The following is a 15,031-nucleotide window of genomic DNA, read 5'->3' on the forward strand; positions in this document are numbered from 1 at the left end:
CGGGGGTGACGGCTTTCTGGCGCGGCCACTACTCCTTGGCGGCGAGGACGGCGTCGTACACCTCGCGCTTCGGCAGGCCGTTCTCCCTGGCGACGTCGGCGATCGCCTGCTTGCGCGGGACGCCGTCCTCCTCGCGGGCCGCGACGGCGGCGGCGAGGTCGCCCGGGTCGGTCAGCCCGGCGGGCTCGGGGGCGCCGCCGACGACCAGGGTGATCTCGCCGCGGACGCCCTCGGCGGCCCAGGCGGCGAGCTCGGCGAGCGGCCCGCGCCGCGCCTCCTCGTAGGTCTTGGTGAGCTCGCGGCAGACCGCCGCCGGGCGGTCCGCGCCGAACGCGTCCGCCATCGCCGCGAGCGTCGCGGCGAGCCGGTGCGGCGCCTCGAAGAACACCATGGTGCGCGGCTCGGCGGCGAGCGCGGCGAGGCGGCGGGCGCGCTCGCCCGCCTTGCGCGGCGGGAACCCCTCGAAGCAGAACCGGTCGGTCGGCAGCCCCGACATGACGAGCGCCGTCGTCACCGCCGACGGGCCGGGCAGCACCGTCACCGGCACGCCCGCCGCCACCGCCGCGACGACGAGCCGGTAGCCGGGGTCCGACACGCCGGGCAGGCCCGCGTCGGTGACCACGAGGACGTCGCGGCCGGCGAGCAGCTCCTCCAGCAGCTCCGCGGCGCGCGCCCGCTCGTTCTGGTCGAAGTAGGACACGACCCGGCCGGTGGTCTGCACGCCGAGGTCGGCGGTGAGGCGCCGCAGCCGCCGGGTGTCCTCGGCCGCCACCACCGGCGCGGCCGCCAGCGCGGCGCGGAGGCGCGGCGAGGCGTCCTCGGGGCGGCCGATCGGCGCGGCGCCGAGCATGAGCGTCCCCATCGTGCCCGCCGGCCCTGTCGTCCCGCTCGTCTCCGTCGTCCCCGTCACCTGTCAATTGTTGCGCGACTTGACCCTCCCGCGCGCCACCCGGCCGGTCCCGCCCGCGGCCCGCCCCTACGATGGCGGGATGGCGACGACGGAACACACCCCGGCGCACCTGATCGAGGAGGACGCGGACCGGCTGCCGCGCCTGCGCGACCGGCTGGCGCCCGCGGTCCCCGGCAGCCCGCTGCTCGGCTGGCTCGGGCCGCTGCTCGTCACGGCGCTCGCCGGGTTCCTCCGCTTCTACCGGCTGGGCGAGCCGAAGGCCGTGGTCTTCGACGAGACCTACTACGCCAAGGACGCGCTCGCGCTGCTGAAGTTCGGGTGGGAGCGCAACACGGTCAAGGACGCCGACAAGCTGCTCATCGCCGACCCGCACGCGAACATCTGGGCGGACGGCGGCGCGTTCGTCGCGCACCCGCCCGGCGGCAAGTGGATGATCGCGCTCGGCGAGTGGCTGTTCGGCGCCACCCCGTTCGGGTGGCGGTTCGTGCCCGCGCTCGCCGGCACCCTGTCGGTGCTGATCCTGGCGCGGCTGGCGCGCCGGATGACCGGGTCGACGCTGCTCGGCTGCGCCGCCGGGCTGCTCCTCGCGGTGGACGGCCTGGCGTTCGTGACGAGCCGGGCCGCGCTGCTCGACGTGTTCGTCATGTTCTGGATCCTCGCCGGGTTCGCCTGCCTGGTCGCCGACCGGGACCGCTCGCGGCGGATCCTCGCCGACCGGACCGAGCGCGGGTTCGGCGGGGCGCTCGGGCCGTTCGTCGCGCACGGCTGGCGGTGGGCGGCCGGGCTCTGCCTCGGCATGGCGGTCGCCACCAAGTGGACCGGCGTCTTCTACATCGCCGCGTTCGGGCTGATGGCCGTCGTGTGGGACTACGGCGCGCGGCGCGCGGCCGGGGTGCGGCGGCCCGCCGCCGGGGCGCTGGCGCTGGAGGCCGGCCCGGCGTTCGTGCAGCTCGTCCTGGTGGCGGCGGTGACCTACCTGGCGTCCTGGTGGGGCTGGATCTTCCGGGCGGGCGGCTGGGGGCGCGGCGAGGTCGCGTCCAACCCGCTGCTGCGGCCGTTCGAGGCGCTGCCCGACCTCTGGCGCTACCACGCCGAGATGCTGCACTTCCACACCGGCCTGCACGCCAAGCACCCCTACCAGTCGTGGCCGTGGGACTGGCCGGTGCTGCGCCGCCCGGTGGCGTTCTTCTACGTCGAGCCGAAGGGCGCCTGCGGCGCCGACCGGTGCTCGCGGGAGATCCTCGGGATCGGGACGCCGGCCCTGTGGTGGGGCGCGCTCGCCGCGCTCGCCGTCACGCTGGTGATCTGGCTGATGGTGCGCGACTGGCGGGCCGGCGCGGCGCTGCTCGGCTTCGCCGCGGGCTGGCTGACCTGGTTCCCGTCGGCGTTCGAGGACCGGACGATGTTCCTGTTCTACGCCACCCCGCTGATCCCCTTCATGATCATCGCGGTGGTGCTGGTGCTCGGCTACCTGATCGGGCCGGCGCCGCGGCCGGGGGTGAACGCGCTGACCGGCGAGCCGGCGCCGCCCGTCGCGGGGGTGCGGCGGGTCGCGGGCGCCGCGGCGGCGGGCGCGTTCGTCCTCGTCGTGCTCGCCAACTTCGGCTACTTCTACCCGATCCTCGCCGCCCAGACGATCACCTACGACGCCTGGCACGCGCGGATCTGGTTCGGCTCCTGGATCTGACCCGGCGCGCGCCCGCCCCCGCTCAGGCCCGCGCGGCGGCGGGCGCGGGGGCGTCCTCCGGGACGGGCCGCAGCGCCCGCCCGCCGAGCAGGCAGACGGCGAGCGCGAGCAGCCCGCCGGCGCCCGCGCCCGCGAACGCGCCCGGGACGCCCGCCAGGGACTCGCCGAGTCCCGCGACGAACGAGCCGAGCGAGCCGCCCGCGCAGATCGTCGCGACGACCCAGGCGAACGCCTCGGTGACCGTCCCGGCCGGAGCGAGCCGGTCCACCAGCGAGAACGTGCAGGCGAGGACGGGCGCCAGCCAGATGCCGCTGGCGAACGCCAGCACCGCCATCAGCGGCGGGCCCGGCGCCCAGACGAGCGGCAGGTAGCAGGCGGCGAGCGCGGCCAGCAGCACCGGCAGCCGCCGGTGCGGCGCGCCGGTGCGGGGGCGCGCCCCGTAAACAAGGCCGCCGGCGAGCGCGCCCGCCGACATCGCCGCGAGCAGCAGCCCCGAATGCGCGGGGACGCCCGAGCGCTCGGCGTAGGCGGCGACGGCGATCGCGTAGACGCCGAGCGCGACGCCGGCGAAGCCGAGCGACAGCAGCAGGACCCGCAGTCCCGGCGCGCGCAGCGGGCCGAGCCAGTCGGCCGCGCGCGGCGCGCCCCGCCACCGGCGCGACGGCCCCGCGCACACCACCACCAGCGTCCCGGCGATGCCGAGGGCGCCGGTGAGCAGCAGCGCGGCCTCGGTCGAGACGGCTGCGGCGCCGACCACGATCAGCGGTCCGAGGGTGAACAGCAGCTCCTGCGCGGCGGCGTCGAGCGCGTAGGCGGCCTGGACCTGGTCGGGGCCGTCCAGCACGTCCGGCCAGAGCGCGCGCAGTCCCGCCTCCAGCGGCGGCGTCGCGAACCCGGCGAGGACGACGGCGGCCACCGCGACCGGCAGCGGGCGCACGCCCGTCCAGGCGAGCAGCGCGAACCCCGCGGCGGCGGCGAGCGCCGACGGCAGCAGCACCCGCGGCTGCCCGAACCGGTCCATGGCGCGGCCGAGGACGGGCTGCCCGGCGGCCGTCGCGAGGCCGTTCACCGCGCCGAGCGCCCCGGCGAGCGGGTAGCCGCCGCCGTGCGCGCGGACGTGCAGCACGATCGCCAGCAGCGCCATGCCGTTCGGCAGCCGGCCGAGCAGGGTGCCGCCGAGCAGCCGCGCGGCGTGCCGCACGCGCAGGAACTCGACATAGGTCCGCATCGCCCGCACCGTCCGATCCAGTCATACGTATTACCAACGGTGTCCAGCCAACCATCTCCGGGCGGGTCCTCGCTACCCTGATCGCGGCCACATCGCCGTTCCCCGAAGGAGGCCGCGTGCCCGGCGCCCGCCCGACCAGCAGGGACGTGGCGCGCGCGGCCGGCGTCTCGCAGTCCACGGTGTCGCTGGTGCTCGGCGGCAAGTGGGAGGGCCGGATCTCCCCGGCGACCGCGGGCGCCGTCCGGGCGGCCGCGGACCGGCTCGGCTACCGGCCGAACCTCGCCGCGCGCAGCCTGCGCCTCGGGACGACCCGCACCGTCCTGCTGATGATCCCGACGCTGTCGGCGCCGTTCTTCGGCGCGGTGCACGCGGGCGCGGCGCGGGTCGCCGCCGAGCACGGCTTCGGGATCGTGGTGCTGCCCTGGCCCGACGACGCCGGGCCCGCGCGCAGCCCGTTCGCCGCGCCGCACGAGGCGATCGACGGCATCCTCGCCTCGTCGCTGGCCGTCGAGGCGGTGGCGCGGTTCCCCGGAACGCCGGCGGTGATGCTCGACAGCGACCCGGCGGGGCCGACCCCGACGGTCGACTTCGACGTGGCGGGCGGGATGGCGGCGCTCGCCGCGCACCTCGGCGCGCTCGGCCACCGCCGCGTCGGGCACGTGGCGGCCGCGATCGACCAGTGGACGTTCCGGGCCCGCGGCGAGGCGCTCGCGGCGGCCGTCCGGGCGCTGCCCGGCGGCTCCTACCGGCGGGCCGCCGGGCCGCTCACCGTCGGCGGCGCCCGCGCGGCGGCGCTCGGCCTGCTGGACGCCCCCGACCCGCCGACGGCGCTCGTCTGCGACGACGACGCGATGGCCGCCGGCGCCTACAAGGCGGCGCGGGCGCGCGGCCTCGCCGTCCCCGGCGACCTGTCGGTGACCGGCTTCGACGACGACCAGCTCGCGACCGCGCTGGAGCCCGAGCTCACCACCGTCCGGCTGCCCGCCGCCGAGCTCGGGGCGCGCGGCATGGCGGCGCTGCTGGAGCTGCTCGGCGGCGGCGCGCCCGCGCCGGTGTCGCTGCCCGGCCGCCTGGTGGTGCGCGGTTCGACCGCCCCGCCCCCGCATGATCGGCGGACAGGGGGTATACCCGGCGCATGACCACCGATCCCGCCAAGGCGCACTCGGCCGACCACATCGGCGCCGAGGCGCCGCGCACCCGCGCCTGGCACGACGGCAAGGTGGAGGCCGAGGGGTTCCCGGTCGCCGACGTCAGCGAGTACATCGGGCAGGGCCTCACCGTCTGGCTCGACCTCTGCGACCCCGGCAGGGACGACCTGCACGTCATCAGCGAGGAGCTGGACCTCGACCCGGTCGCGGTCGAGGACGCGGTGTCGGCGCACGAGCGCGCCAAGCTCGACCGCTACCACGGCTACCTGTTCCTCAACCTGTACGTCCCGCACGTCGACGGCGGCGAGCTGACGCTGCACGAGGTGTCGGTGTTCGTCACCGACCACGCCCTGGTGACCGTCCGCACCGACCGCGGCCTGAAGATCGACGCGCTGATGGACCGCTGGGACGACGGCCCCGAGCTCGGCGAGAAGGGGTTCGCGGAGCGGCCGGTGTCGGCGCTGCTCTACGGCCTGCTCGACCTCGTCGTGGACGCCCAGCTCGACGCGGCGCAGAAGCTCGACGACGAGGCCGACGAGCTGGAGGAGCTGATCTTCGACGAGTCCTTCCCGGTCCGCCGGATCCAGCAGCGCAGCTTCCGGCTGCGCAAGAACCTGGCGGCGCTCCGCCGCGTCACGCTGCCGATGCGCGAGATCCTCAACACCCTGCTCCGCCGCGACCTCGGGCTGGTCACCAAGGAGCTGACGCCCTACTACCAGGACGTCTACGACCACACGCTGCGCGTCGCCGAGTGGACCGACGGCCTGCGCGACCTGGTCGCCAACCTGCTCGACACCCGGATCGCGCTGCAGGGCAACCGGATGAACGAGGTGATGAAGAAGGTCACCAGCTGGGCCGCGATCATCGCGGTGCCGACGGCGGTGACCGGCTTCTACGGGCAGAACGTCCCCTATCCGGGCTACTCGGCGCACTCGGGCTTCGTGGTGAGCAGCGTGGTCATCGTGCTGCTCAGCGTCGGCCTGTACCTGGTGTTCAAGAAGCGCGACTGGCTCTGAGGAAGTCCGCGGCGACGGGCGCGGCGGCCTCGGCGCCGGTGCCGCCGCCCTCGACGATCACCGCGAAGGCCAGGTCGCCCCGGTAGCCGATGAACCAGGCGTGCGTCGGTGGGTCGTCGCCCGACCCGTATTCGGCGGTGCCGGTCTTGCCCGCGGTGCCGGCGGGGAACGACACGTCCTTGGCGGTGCCCTCGCTGACGACGGCGGGCATCAGCGCGTGCAGGGCGCGCCGCACCGCCGGTTCGATCTTGTGCGGCGGTTCGGGCTTCCGGCCGCCGGCGTCGGCGGCCTGCGCGGCGAGCGCGGCGTCCACGATCCGCGGCGAGCGCCACGTCCCGGACTGGGCGGCGGCCGCGACGGCGGCCATGTTGAGGGGGCTGGTCAGCACCTCGCCCTGGCCGAAGGACGCGGCGGCGAGCGCGGTGGCGTCCTTGGCGTCGGGGAAGGCGGCGCGGACGGCGGGCAGGCCGCCGATGATCGGCGCGTTGAACCCGAACTGCTGCGCGACCTGGGCGAGGCGCTTCTCCCCCAGCTCGTCGACGGCGAGGCGGGCGAAGGTGGTGTTGCACGAGTGCGCGAACGCCTCGCGCAGCGGGATCGTCCCGAAGTCCTCGTGGTGGTAGTTCTTGAACGTGCGGCCGCCGACGGCCGTGGTGGCGGGGCAGCCGACCTTGGTCGAGGCGCTCATGCCGCCCGCGACGAGCGCGGCGGCGGTGACGACCTTGAACGTCGAGCCGGGCGGGTAGTGGCCCATGAGCGCCCGGTTGTAGCCGCCGGGCTTGTTCGCGACGGCGAGGATCTCGCCGGTGGACGGGCGGATCGCGACGACCGAGGCGGGCTTCTTCACGTCCTTGAGCGCCTGCGAGGCGGCCTGCTGGACGCGCGGGTCGATGGTGGTGACCAGCTTCTCGCCCTCCTTGCCGCCGTAGGTCTTCAGCGTCTTGACGACGGCGTTCTTGGCGTCGACGATCTGCACGGCGAGCGCGGGGGTGCCGGCGAGGCGCTTCTCGTACTGCTGCTGCAGGCCGTCCAGGCCGGCCGGATCGCCCTTCTGGTAGGGGGCGCCGAGCGCGGCGGCGGTCTTGGCGTCGGCGGGGCCGACCGAGCCGGCGAGCTGGCCCGCCGACCCGGGGCCGCTGAGGGTGCTGTCGTCGGCGGCGACGACGCCGGCGCGCGACGGCCAGGCCCGGGACGTGCGGAGCCGCTGCCCCTCCGTCAGCCCGGGGTAGAGCAGCTCGGGCGTCCACCGCGCCTTCCACTTTCCGTCCCGCTCGAGGAAGGAGAACGCGCCGAGGTAGGACCAGGTGCGCCCGCCGGCGAGGGTGAGGTCGGCGTTGAAGGAGCCGCCGTCGTCCTTGAACGCGGCGATCGTGTAGTCCTGCTTCACCGCGCCGAGCTCGGTGCGCATGGTCGACAGGCGCTTCTCGAAGTCGGCGGGCGCGCCGTCGGTGAGCGCCCGCATCGCGGCGAAGTCGCCGCGGCTCCAGGCTGCCAGGTAGTCCTCCGCGGTGCCGCGCGGGCCGCTGTCCCGCGCCAGGAACCACACGAGCCCGGCACCGCCGAGCAGCACGACCGCCACCACACTGATGATCACTCCGGTCCGCCGCACGCGCACCCTCCCCCGAGTAGGCAATGTCCGAAAGGACACCATCACGGCGCGCGGATGTCCAAGACCGATATCCGGCAGGTACTGATACGGTTTCTGATATCGTCGCCGGTCATGAACCTGGTGCCGCATCTGAGCTGCTTCGTTGCGGTCGCCGAGGAACTGCACTTCGGGCGCGCCGCCGAGCGCCTCGGCATGGCCCAGCCGCCGCTCAGCCAGCGCATCCAGCGGCTGGAGCGCGAGCTCGGCGTGCGGCTGTTCGAGCGGTCCAGCCGCCGCGTCGAGCTGACCGGGCCCGGCCGCCTGCTGCTGGACGAGGCCCGCGACATCCTCGCCCGCGTCGACCGCGTCTACGCCCTCGCCGATCGTGCCGAGGGCGCGCCGCTCCGCGCCGGGCTGCCCGCGGGCCTCGGCGGGGACGTGGTCGCGGCGCTGATCGCGGCGTTCCGCGAGCGCCGCCCGGAGCACCGGCTGGAGATCCGCGACCTGTCCACCGCCGCGCAGGGCGCCGCGCTCGCGGCGGGCGACCTGGACGTCGGGATCGTCCGGCACCCCTGCCCGGTGCGCGGCCTGGCGTTCGGGCCCGTCCTCGGGGAGCGGTTCGGCGTGCTGCTGCCCGCCGGGGAGGCCGCCGGGCCCGTCGCGCTCGCCGCCCTGGCGGGCCGCGACCTGGTGGTGTTCCCCCGCGAGGAGGCGCCGGGCGCCTTCGACGAGCTGCTGGCGGCCTGCCGCCGGCACGGCTACGATCCGCCGTCGGTGCGCGAGGCGGGCCAGCCGCAGTTCGCGCTCGGGCTCGTCCTCGCCGGCACCGCGGTCGCGCTCACCCCGCCCGTGCCGGACGCGCCGGGCGCGTCCTGGCACCCGATCACCGGAGACCCGATCATGTGGCGCACCTCCTGCGCCTGGCGCGCGGGGCCCGTCCCCGGCGCCGTGGCCGACTTCGCCGCGGCCGCCGCCGCGGTGCTGCGCCGCGAGGCGCGGATGGTCCCGCTGGACGCCGCGCCGCGCCGCGTCGCGCCCCGCCCGTCGTCGGGGTTCCTCGCGTGAGGCGGCTCGCGGAGGTGTTCCGCGCCGCCGGCGTCACCGGCCACCTGCACGCGGTGGACGTCGACACCGGCCGCGCGGTCGGCGTCGGGCCCGACGAGCCGGTGGTGCTCGCCTCGGTCTACAAGGTGCCGCTGCTCGTGGCGTTCCACCGGCGGGCCGCCGCGGGCGCGCTGGACCCGGCGGAGCGGACCGTCCTCGCCCCCGCCGACCGCACGCCGGGCCCCACCGGCACCTCGATCATGCTGGACGAGGTGGCGATGTCGCTGCGCGACCTGGCCGCCCTCATGATCACCGTGAGCGACAACGCCGCCGCCGACGCCGTCTACGACCGGGTCGGCCGGGACGCGGTGAACGCCGCCCTGGACGAGCTCGGCCTCGCCCGCACCCGCGTCGCCGGCAACGGCCGCGACCTGCACGCCTCCCTCCTCGCCGACGCCGCCGTGGGCGACCTCGCCGAGCTGTGGGACCGGCTGGACGAGCCCGGCCTGCTCGGCCGCCTCAGCGCCCTGGACCCGGCCCGCACCAGCCGCAGCACGCCCCGCGAGGCCGCCGCGCTGCTCGCCATGATCTGGCGCGACGAGGCCGCCCCGCCCGCGGCGTGCGCGGCGATGCGGCGGCTGCTCGGCCTCCAGGTGTGGCCGCACCGGCTGGCGTCGGGGTTCCCCTTCGACGACGTGGTGGTGAGCGGCAAGACCGGCACCCTCGCCACCGTCCGCAACGAGGCCGGGGTGGTCGAGTACCCCGACGGGGGCCGGTACGCCGTCGCGGTCTTCACCCGCGCGCACGTCCCGGCCGCCGTGCTGCCCGCCGCCGACGCCGCCATCGGCACCGCGGCCCGGCTCGCGGTGGAGGCGCTGCGTCGCCCGTCCTGACCGGCCGCCCGCCCTGACCGGCCGGTCACCGAGGGTTCGCGGCCGATCGCGCCTGATCCAGTCCCCGGGAGTACATAGGCTGTTACCTCAGCTTTGTTGTCTCTTGGGGAGAATGCGTTGCGGCTGCCGGAGCATCTGGAGCTACTGCTCGGTGACGAGCCGGTCCTCGACGTCTACGCGTACGGCCCCTGGCGGGTGCCGGACGGCCTGTTCGAGGAGGTCACCGCGCGGATCGACGCGCTGGCCGCCGACCCGCGCTGCGCCGGGCTGACCACCGACGAGCACAAGCTGCTGACCCTGCCGGCGTCCCTGGTGCTGGCCGAGGTCTACGGGATGCTGGCGTTCCTGCCGGGCGGCGGGGCGATCAAGGGCGGGTCGATGTCGCAGCTGCCCGAGCGGCTGCTCCGCGCCCACCTGGTCAACCAGTCGCCGCCGTCGTCGCGGATGACCCGCTGGGACGCGCCCGGCGGCCGGTGGCGGCCCCCCGTCGACTGGCTGGTCGAGGCGCCCGACCGGGACCTGGCGATCGAGCTGTCCCGCGACTGCCTGGTCGCGCTGGAGGGCATCGCGCCGCTGGAGGAGCGCCGCCGCGCGCTGCTGCGGCTCTACGACGCGCCGCCGCCCGGCGACGCCAACGTCCCGAAGGCCGAGCTGCGCGAGCGCTGGAACGCCCACGCCGGCGACGACGTCCTCGCCGCCGTCCCCGAGCTGCTCGGCCCCGTCGGGTACCTGGAGTGGGTCTGCACCGGCCTCGTCGCGGCGTTCGAGCACCTGAAGGCCGTCGCGCCGGTCGACGAGACCGTCGAGGCGCACCTCGTCCGGCTGCTGCTGCAGGGCAGCATGGAGCACGTCCCCGCCGAGCTCGCCGTCGCCGTCGGCGAGGACCGCTACCTGGAGGTCCAGGAGCGGTTCCCGGTGGAGAAGCGCGGCTTCAAGCCCGGCCCGTGGCAGGAGCGGACGCAGGCGTGGCTGCTCCGCGCCCTCGTCGCGGGCGCCGCCGACGCCTGCCGCGCCTGGCTGGACATGGCGATGCGGTTCGTCGCGACCGTGCAGGGCCTGCCCGGCGACCCCTGGTTCCCGCGCTCGGAGTGGATCCCGGTCGGCCAGTTCCAGACCGACCTGCGGCGCGTCTTCGGCACCCGCCGCAAGGTGATCAACCCGCTGGCGGCGACGCTGGCGCCCGCCCCGGGGACGGCGGCGGAGGCCGCCGGGGGCGCGCCGGCCGCCGCCGTCGACACCTCCCTCGTCGGGCAGCCCGAGGTCGTCGCGGTCCTCGCCGAGCTCAGCCGGGCGAGCGCCCCCGTCCGGCTGCTGCTCGCCGGCCCCGACGGCACCGGCAAGCGCGACGCCGCGCAGGACCTCGGCCGGGCGCTGTCGCTCGCCCGCGAGCCGCTCTGGCTCACCGCGAACCTGTTCGTCGGGCAGCGCCTGCCGGACGCCGTCGCCAAGCTGCACGCCGACGTCCGCGACTGCGCCGCCGACCGGCTGCTGATCATCGAGGGGCTGGACGCGATGGTCGCCGACCCCGGCAACGGGGAGGCCCTCGCCGACGAGCTGCACCGGCTCCTGGCGATCCACCCCGACCTGAACCTGGTGGCGCTCTGCGACGCCGCCGGCGACGACCGCATCCGCGACGTCAACCCGGCGCTGCCGCTGCGGTTCACCGTCGCGCGGACCCGCCCGTTCACCGCCGCCGGGCACGCCGAGCTGTTCCGCCGCGCCGTCCGCGCCCGCGGCGGCCGCGCCACCCGCCAGGCGATCGAGGCCGCGGGCGAGCTGCTCGCCGCGACCCCGCCGCTGCAGACGCTCCGCAACGCCCGCCTCGCCCCGCACCTCGCCGGGACGCTGGTGGACGCCGCCCGCGAGCGCGCCGCCGCGGGCGCCGAGCCGGTGGTGCGCAAGCAGGACGTCCCGGCGCTGCTGGACGTCGGCCTCCCGACCGGCAGCCCCCTCACCGAGCTCGCCGGCCTCACCGGGCTGGAGACCGTCAAGGAGGAGATCTCGCTGCTGGTCGCCGGGACGCACGCCGCGCGGCTGCGCACCGAGGCCGGCCTGAAGGTGTCGGCGCCGACCCGGCACCTGGTCTTCACCGGCAACCCCGGCACCGGCAAGACGATGGTGGCGCGGCTCCTCGGCCGCATCTACAAGCGGCTCGGCGTCCTGTCCTCGGGCCACCTGGTGGAGGCGTCCCGCGCCCACCTGGTCGGCGAGTACGTCGGGCAGACCGCGCCGCGCACCCGCCGCCTCGTCGAGCGGGCCCTCGGCGGCGTGCTGTTCGTCGACGAGGCGTACACGCTCAGCCAGTCGTCCTACAAGGGCGACTACGGGTTCGAGGCGATCGCCGAGCTGGTGAAGATGATGGAGGACCACCGCGAGGACCTCGTCGTCGTCGTCGCCGGGTACGAGCGGGAGATGGCCGAGTTCCTCGCCGCCAACCCGGGCCTGGAGTCGCGCTTCCCCAAGCGGCTGCACTTCGCCGACTACAGCGACGACGAGCTGATCGCGGTGTTCGAGCAGCTCGCCGAGGCCGACGGGTACCGGCTCGCGCCCGGCATGGACGAGGTGCTGCGCCGGGCGCTCCGGCGGGTGCCGCGCGGACCGTCGTTCGGCAACGGGCGGCTCATGCGCAACCTGCTGGACGTCGCGGTCGCCCGCCAGTCCGAGCGGGTCGCGGCGGCGGGCCGCAAGGGCCGCCCGTCGCGCGCCGAGCTCGTCACGCTGCGCCCGTCCGACCTGCCGCCCGTCCTCGACCGCCCGGACGAGCTCCTCGGGCTCTACCTGTAACCCGGACAGGCGAGTGGTCCGGGGCCGGAACGGGTAGGAACAGGGAGGCTTCCCCGCCGTGACGAGCGAGGGGAGCGCCATGCCCGAGGACACCTCGGTCCTCCGCGACCTGGCCGGGCACCAGGCCGCCCGCCTCCACGACGGGACGCTGCCGTGGGCGTGGTGGCTGGAGCACGCCGCCCGGCACGGCCGCTACGGATTCACCAACACCCTGCTGATCGCGGCGCAGTGGCGCGCCGCCACCGACGTCCGCTCCTACGCCGAGTGGCAGGCCGCCGGCCGCCAGGTCCGGCGCGGCGAGGCCGGCATCCGGGTCCTCGCGCGGGGCGGCGGGACGCGCCCGGTGTTCGACGTCGCGCAGACCGCCGGGCTGCCGCTGCCGCGCCCCGAGCCCGGCGAGGCGCGGATCTGGGAGCGGCTCGCCGCCGAGGCGGCCCGGTGCGGCCTGCCCGTCCGCGCCGACGACGGCCCGGACGCCCTCGCCCACCGGCTCGCCCTCGACCTCGCGCCGCGCGGCCTGCCCCGCGCCGACCTCGTCGCGCGGTCGGTGGCGTTCGTCGTGCTCGCGCGGCTCGGCCTGGAGCCGCCGCCCCCGGCGTTCCCGTCCCCGGCGGACTGGGCGGACGACCGGCTCGGCGACACCGTGCTGCGGCTCGCGCGGATCCTGCACGCCCGCCTCACCGACCCGTCCGGCGATCTGATGTCGGCGGCGCACCGCTTCTTCCGCGCCCGCGTCCGCGACGGCTGGGTGCCCGGCTACCTGGCCGAGCGCGGTTTCGCGCGCGGCGTGCAGCGCCGCTGGCAGATCGGGTACGCCCCGGCGGGCCGCCGCGACCTGCTCGACCACCTGCTCGGGCTCGGCCACACCGAGCAGGCGGTCGTCGCGGCGGGCCTCGCCCGGCCGGGCGGCCGCGACACCTTCCGCGACCGGGCGATGTTCGCGATCCGCGCCGAGGGCGGCGCGGTCGCGGGCTTCATCGGCCGCCGCCGCGACGGCGGCACCGGCCCTAAGTACCTGAACGGCCCGAACACCTCCCTGTTCCGCAAGGGCGAGCTGCTCTACGGGCTGCACGAGGCGTCCGGCCGCCTCGCCGAGGGCGCCCGTCCCGTCCTGGTGGAGGGGCCGCTCGACGCCATCGCGGTCGACCTGGCGGCGGCGCGCGGCCACGCCGCCGTCGCCACCTGCGGCGTCGCGGTCACGCCCGCGCAGGTCGCGGCGCTCGCCCGCGCCTGCGACCTGGAGCGGGCGGGCCTGCTCGTCGCGCTCGACGGCGACGCGGCGGGCCGGTCGGCCGCCGTCCGCGCCTGGCCCGCCCTCGCCGCCGTCCCGGGGCCGGTGGACACCGCCGTCCTGCCCGGGGGCCGCGACCCGGCGCAGCTCCTGCACGAGGGCGGCCGCGCCGCCGTCCGCGCCGCCCTGCGCTCCCCCGGCCGCCTCCTCGACCTCGTCGTGGACGACGCCGCTTCGCGGGCGGGCGGCCCCCTCCAGACCAACGAGGCCCGCCTGTCCGCCCTCCGCGCCGCCGTCGCCGTCATCGCCGCCGCCCGCCCCGCCGAGGCCGCCCGCCAGGTCGTCCGCCTGGCCGCCCGCCTGGACGTCCCGCCCGCCCTCGTCACCGCCGAGCTCCTCACCGCCGCCGCCCCCTGACCGCCCGGTCATCAAAAGGTGCGCAGCGAGGCGATCTTCCAGTGGCCGCCGGTGCGGACCGCGTCGACGGTGAGCAGGGCGGCGGCGTAGGCGGTCCGGCCGTCGGCGGCGCCGGTGCTGCGCTGGTCGGCGTAGACGATCAGATGGGCGCGGTCGCCGCGCAGGGAGGTGACGGCGCTGTCGGTGACGGTCGTGGTGAGGACGAGCTTGCGCGCCGGTCCCTGCTGCCCGACCTTGGCGAACAGCGCCGCGTACTGGCCGGTGGCGGCGCCCGTCAGGGACGCCTTCACGGCGGCGGCGGTCCTGGCCGGGTCGGTGTAGGCGTAGGAGAACACGCCGTTGACGATCTGCGTGACGGCGCCCTTCACCTCGCTGGTGCGGGCGTTGTCGGTGAGCGCGACGTTGCGGACGGCGGCGCCGCCGCGCAGGGCGTCCGCCTTCTGGTGGGCGAGGACGGCGAAGCCCGCGAGCGCCACGGCGGCGGCGCCGAGGGCGGCGGGCGCGCGCAGCGGGCCGGTGGGGAGGTTCATGCGGCGTCCCTTCAGGATCCGTTCGCCGGTGCCTGCCCGAGCGCGCTGACCTTCCACCCGGCAGGGGTGCGGGTGAGGCGGGCGACGAGGCGGCTCTGCTTGCTGGACGGGGCGCCCTGCGCGGGCGTGACGGTGATCTGGACGGCGGTGAGGACGGTCGCCCGCCCCGCCCGCTCGTCCAGCTCGCCGACGGCGCCGTCCAGGACCTTGGCGGTCGTGACGGTCCGGCCGCGCTGGACGTCGGCCTTGAACTGCGCGCCGCCCTGGACGAGCTGGTCGTGCAGCTCGCCGGTGGAGGAGTCGCGCCAGACCTTCAGGCCCGCGTCCACCGTGCGGTAGTCGAGGGTGCTGAGGTTCTGGACGCCCTGCTCGCCGGCCTGGAGGACCTGCTCGCGCAGCCAAGAGTAGCGGAGCGAGGAGTCGTGGGCGGCCGCGTACCAGCCCCACCCGAACCAGGCGGCGGCGACGGCCGCCGCGCAGAGCAGGGCGGCGGCGGTGCGCGGCAGGGCGCGCTCCTCCCGCACCGCCGGGGGTCTCTCGGTCGTCACGGTCATG

Annotated in this window: 12 protein-coding genes; 7 read left to right on the top strand and 5 right to left on the bottom strand. The window is 76.6% G+C overall.

Going from position 1 to position 15,031, the window contains the following annotated elements; all coding sequences use genetic code 11:
- Positions 1-28: 28 nt before the first annotated feature.
- Positions 29-862, bottom strand: coding sequence for a 16S rRNA (cytidine(1402)-2'-O)-methyltransferase (gene rsmI / locus K1Y72_RS04655; protein ID WP_258571971.1), 834 nt, complete (start codon positions 860-862; stop codon positions 29-31).
- A 127-nt stretch (positions 863-989) separates the two neighbouring features.
- Between rsmI and K1Y72_RS04660 the strand changes: the two genes are divergently transcribed.
- Positions 990-2,597 carry a dolichyl-phosphate-mannose--protein mannosyltransferase gene (locus tag K1Y72_RS04660; protein WP_220163503.1) on the top strand — a complete coding sequence of 536 codons (1,608 nt, stop codon included), beginning with the start codon at positions 990-992 and terminating at the stop codon, positions 2,595-2,597.
- Between the two features lie 22 nt (positions 2,598-2,619).
- Here the strand turns inward: K1Y72_RS04660 and K1Y72_RS04665 are convergent, their stop codons facing one another.
- A complete protein-coding gene (locus K1Y72_RS04665; RefSeq protein ID WP_220163505.1) occupies positions 2,620-3,825 on the bottom strand; it encodes an MFS transporter in 1,206 nt (401 codons plus the stop codon).
- Positions 3,826-3,941: 116 nt separating this feature from the next.
- Between K1Y72_RS04665 and K1Y72_RS04670 the strand changes: the two genes are divergently transcribed.
- Positions 3,942-4,964, top strand: coding sequence for a LacI family DNA-binding transcriptional regulator (locus tag K1Y72_RS04670; RefSeq protein WP_220163507.1), 1,023 nt, complete (start codon positions 3,942-3,944; stop codon positions 4,962-4,964).
- A complete protein-coding gene (locus K1Y72_RS04675) occupies positions 4,961-5,989 on the top strand; it encodes a magnesium transporter CorA family protein (RefSeq protein ID WP_220163510.1) in 1,029 nt (342 codons plus the stop codon). The genes K1Y72_RS04670 and K1Y72_RS04675 overlap by 4 nt, the downstream gene beginning before the upstream one ends.
- On the opposite strand, the gene K1Y72_RS04680 is transcribed toward K1Y72_RS04675, so the two are convergent.
- Positions 5,967-7,598 (bottom strand): penicillin-binding transpeptidase domain-containing protein, encoded by a 1,632-nt coding sequence (locus K1Y72_RS04680; RefSeq protein ID WP_220163512.1) that lies wholly within the window; start codon positions 7,596-7,598, stop codon positions 5,967-5,969. The genes K1Y72_RS04675 and K1Y72_RS04680 overlap by 23 nt on opposite strands.
- A 111-nt stretch (positions 7,599-7,709) precedes the next feature.
- On the opposite strand from K1Y72_RS04680, the gene K1Y72_RS35925 reads away from it, so the two are divergent.
- From K1Y72_RS35925 to K1Y72_RS36985, 4 genes are all read left to right on the top strand, one after another.
- Positions 7,710-8,642 carry a LysR family transcriptional regulator gene (locus tag K1Y72_RS35925; protein WP_258571881.1) on the top strand — a complete coding sequence of 311 codons (933 nt, stop codon included), beginning with the start codon at positions 7,710-7,712 and terminating at the stop codon, positions 8,640-8,642.
- Positions 8,639-9,514 carry a serine hydrolase gene (locus K1Y72_RS35930; protein ID WP_308286900.1) on the top strand — a complete coding sequence of 292 codons (876 nt, stop codon included), beginning with the start codon at positions 8,639-8,641 and terminating at the stop codon, positions 9,512-9,514. Before K1Y72_RS35925 ends, K1Y72_RS35930 begins: the two co-directional genes overlap by 4 nt.
- A gap of 117 nt (positions 9,515-9,631) precedes the next feature.
- On the top strand, positions 9,632-12,298 hold the full coding sequence (locus tag K1Y72_RS04690; RefSeq protein WP_220163514.1) for an AAA family ATPase: 2,667 nt from the start codon (positions 9,632-9,634) through the stop codon (positions 12,296-12,298).
- Positions 12,299-12,356: 58 nt separating this feature from the next.
- Positions 12,357-13,946 carry a toprim domain-containing protein gene (locus K1Y72_RS36985; protein ID WP_220163516.1) on the top strand — a complete coding sequence of 530 codons (1,590 nt, stop codon included), beginning with the start codon at positions 12,357-12,359 and terminating at the stop codon, positions 13,944-13,946.
- Positions 13,947-13,957: 11 nt separating this feature from the next.
- Here K1Y72_RS36985 and K1Y72_RS04700 read toward each other — a convergent pair whose 3' ends face one another.
- Both K1Y72_RS04700 and K1Y72_RS04705 read right to left on the bottom strand, forming a co-directional pair.
- Entirely contained in the window at positions 13,958-14,476 is a 519-nt protein-coding gene (locus tag K1Y72_RS04700) for a nuclear transport factor 2 family protein (protein WP_220163517.1), read from the bottom strand.
- 11 nt (positions 14,477-14,487) lie between these two features.
- Positions 14,488-15,030 (bottom strand): Rv1363c family protein, encoded by a 543-nt coding sequence (locus K1Y72_RS04705; RefSeq protein ID WP_372452828.1) that lies wholly within the window; start codon positions 15,028-15,030, stop codon positions 14,488-14,490.
- Position 15,031: the final 1 nt, after the last annotated feature.

Source organism: Actinomadura parmotrematis (assembly GCF_019458805.1).
In the GTDB taxonomy this organism is placed as follows: domain Bacteria; phylum Actinomycetota; class Actinomycetes; order Streptosporangiales; family Streptosporangiaceae; genus Spirillospora; species Spirillospora parmotrematis.

Coding starts and splice junctions, on each gene's coding strand:
- rsmI (WP_258571971.1), bottom strand. CDS start 862: ATGGGGACGCTCATGCTCGGCGCCGCGCCGATCGGCCGCCCCGAGGAC.
- K1Y72_RS04660 (WP_220163503.1), top strand. CDS start 990: ATGGCGACGACGGAACACACCCCGGCGCACCTGATCGAGGAGGACGCG.
- K1Y72_RS04665 (WP_220163505.1), bottom strand. CDS start 3,825: ATGCGGACCTATGTCGAGTTCCTGCGCGTGCGGCACGCCGCGCGGCTG.
- K1Y72_RS04675 (WP_220163510.1), top strand. CDS start 4,961: ATGACCACCGATCCCGCCAAGGCGCACTCGGCCGACCACATCGGCGCC.
- K1Y72_RS35925 (WP_258571881.1), top strand. CDS start 7,710: ATGAACCTGGTGCCGCATCTGAGCTGCTTCGTTGCGGTCGCCGAGGAA.
- K1Y72_RS04700 (WP_220163517.1), bottom strand. CDS start 14,476: ATGAACCTCCCCACCGGCCCGCTGCGCGCGCCCGCCGCCCTCGGCGCC.
- K1Y72_RS04705 (WP_372452828.1), bottom strand. CDS start 15,030: ATGACCGTGACGACCGAGAGACCCCCGGCGGTGCGGGAGGAGCGCGCC.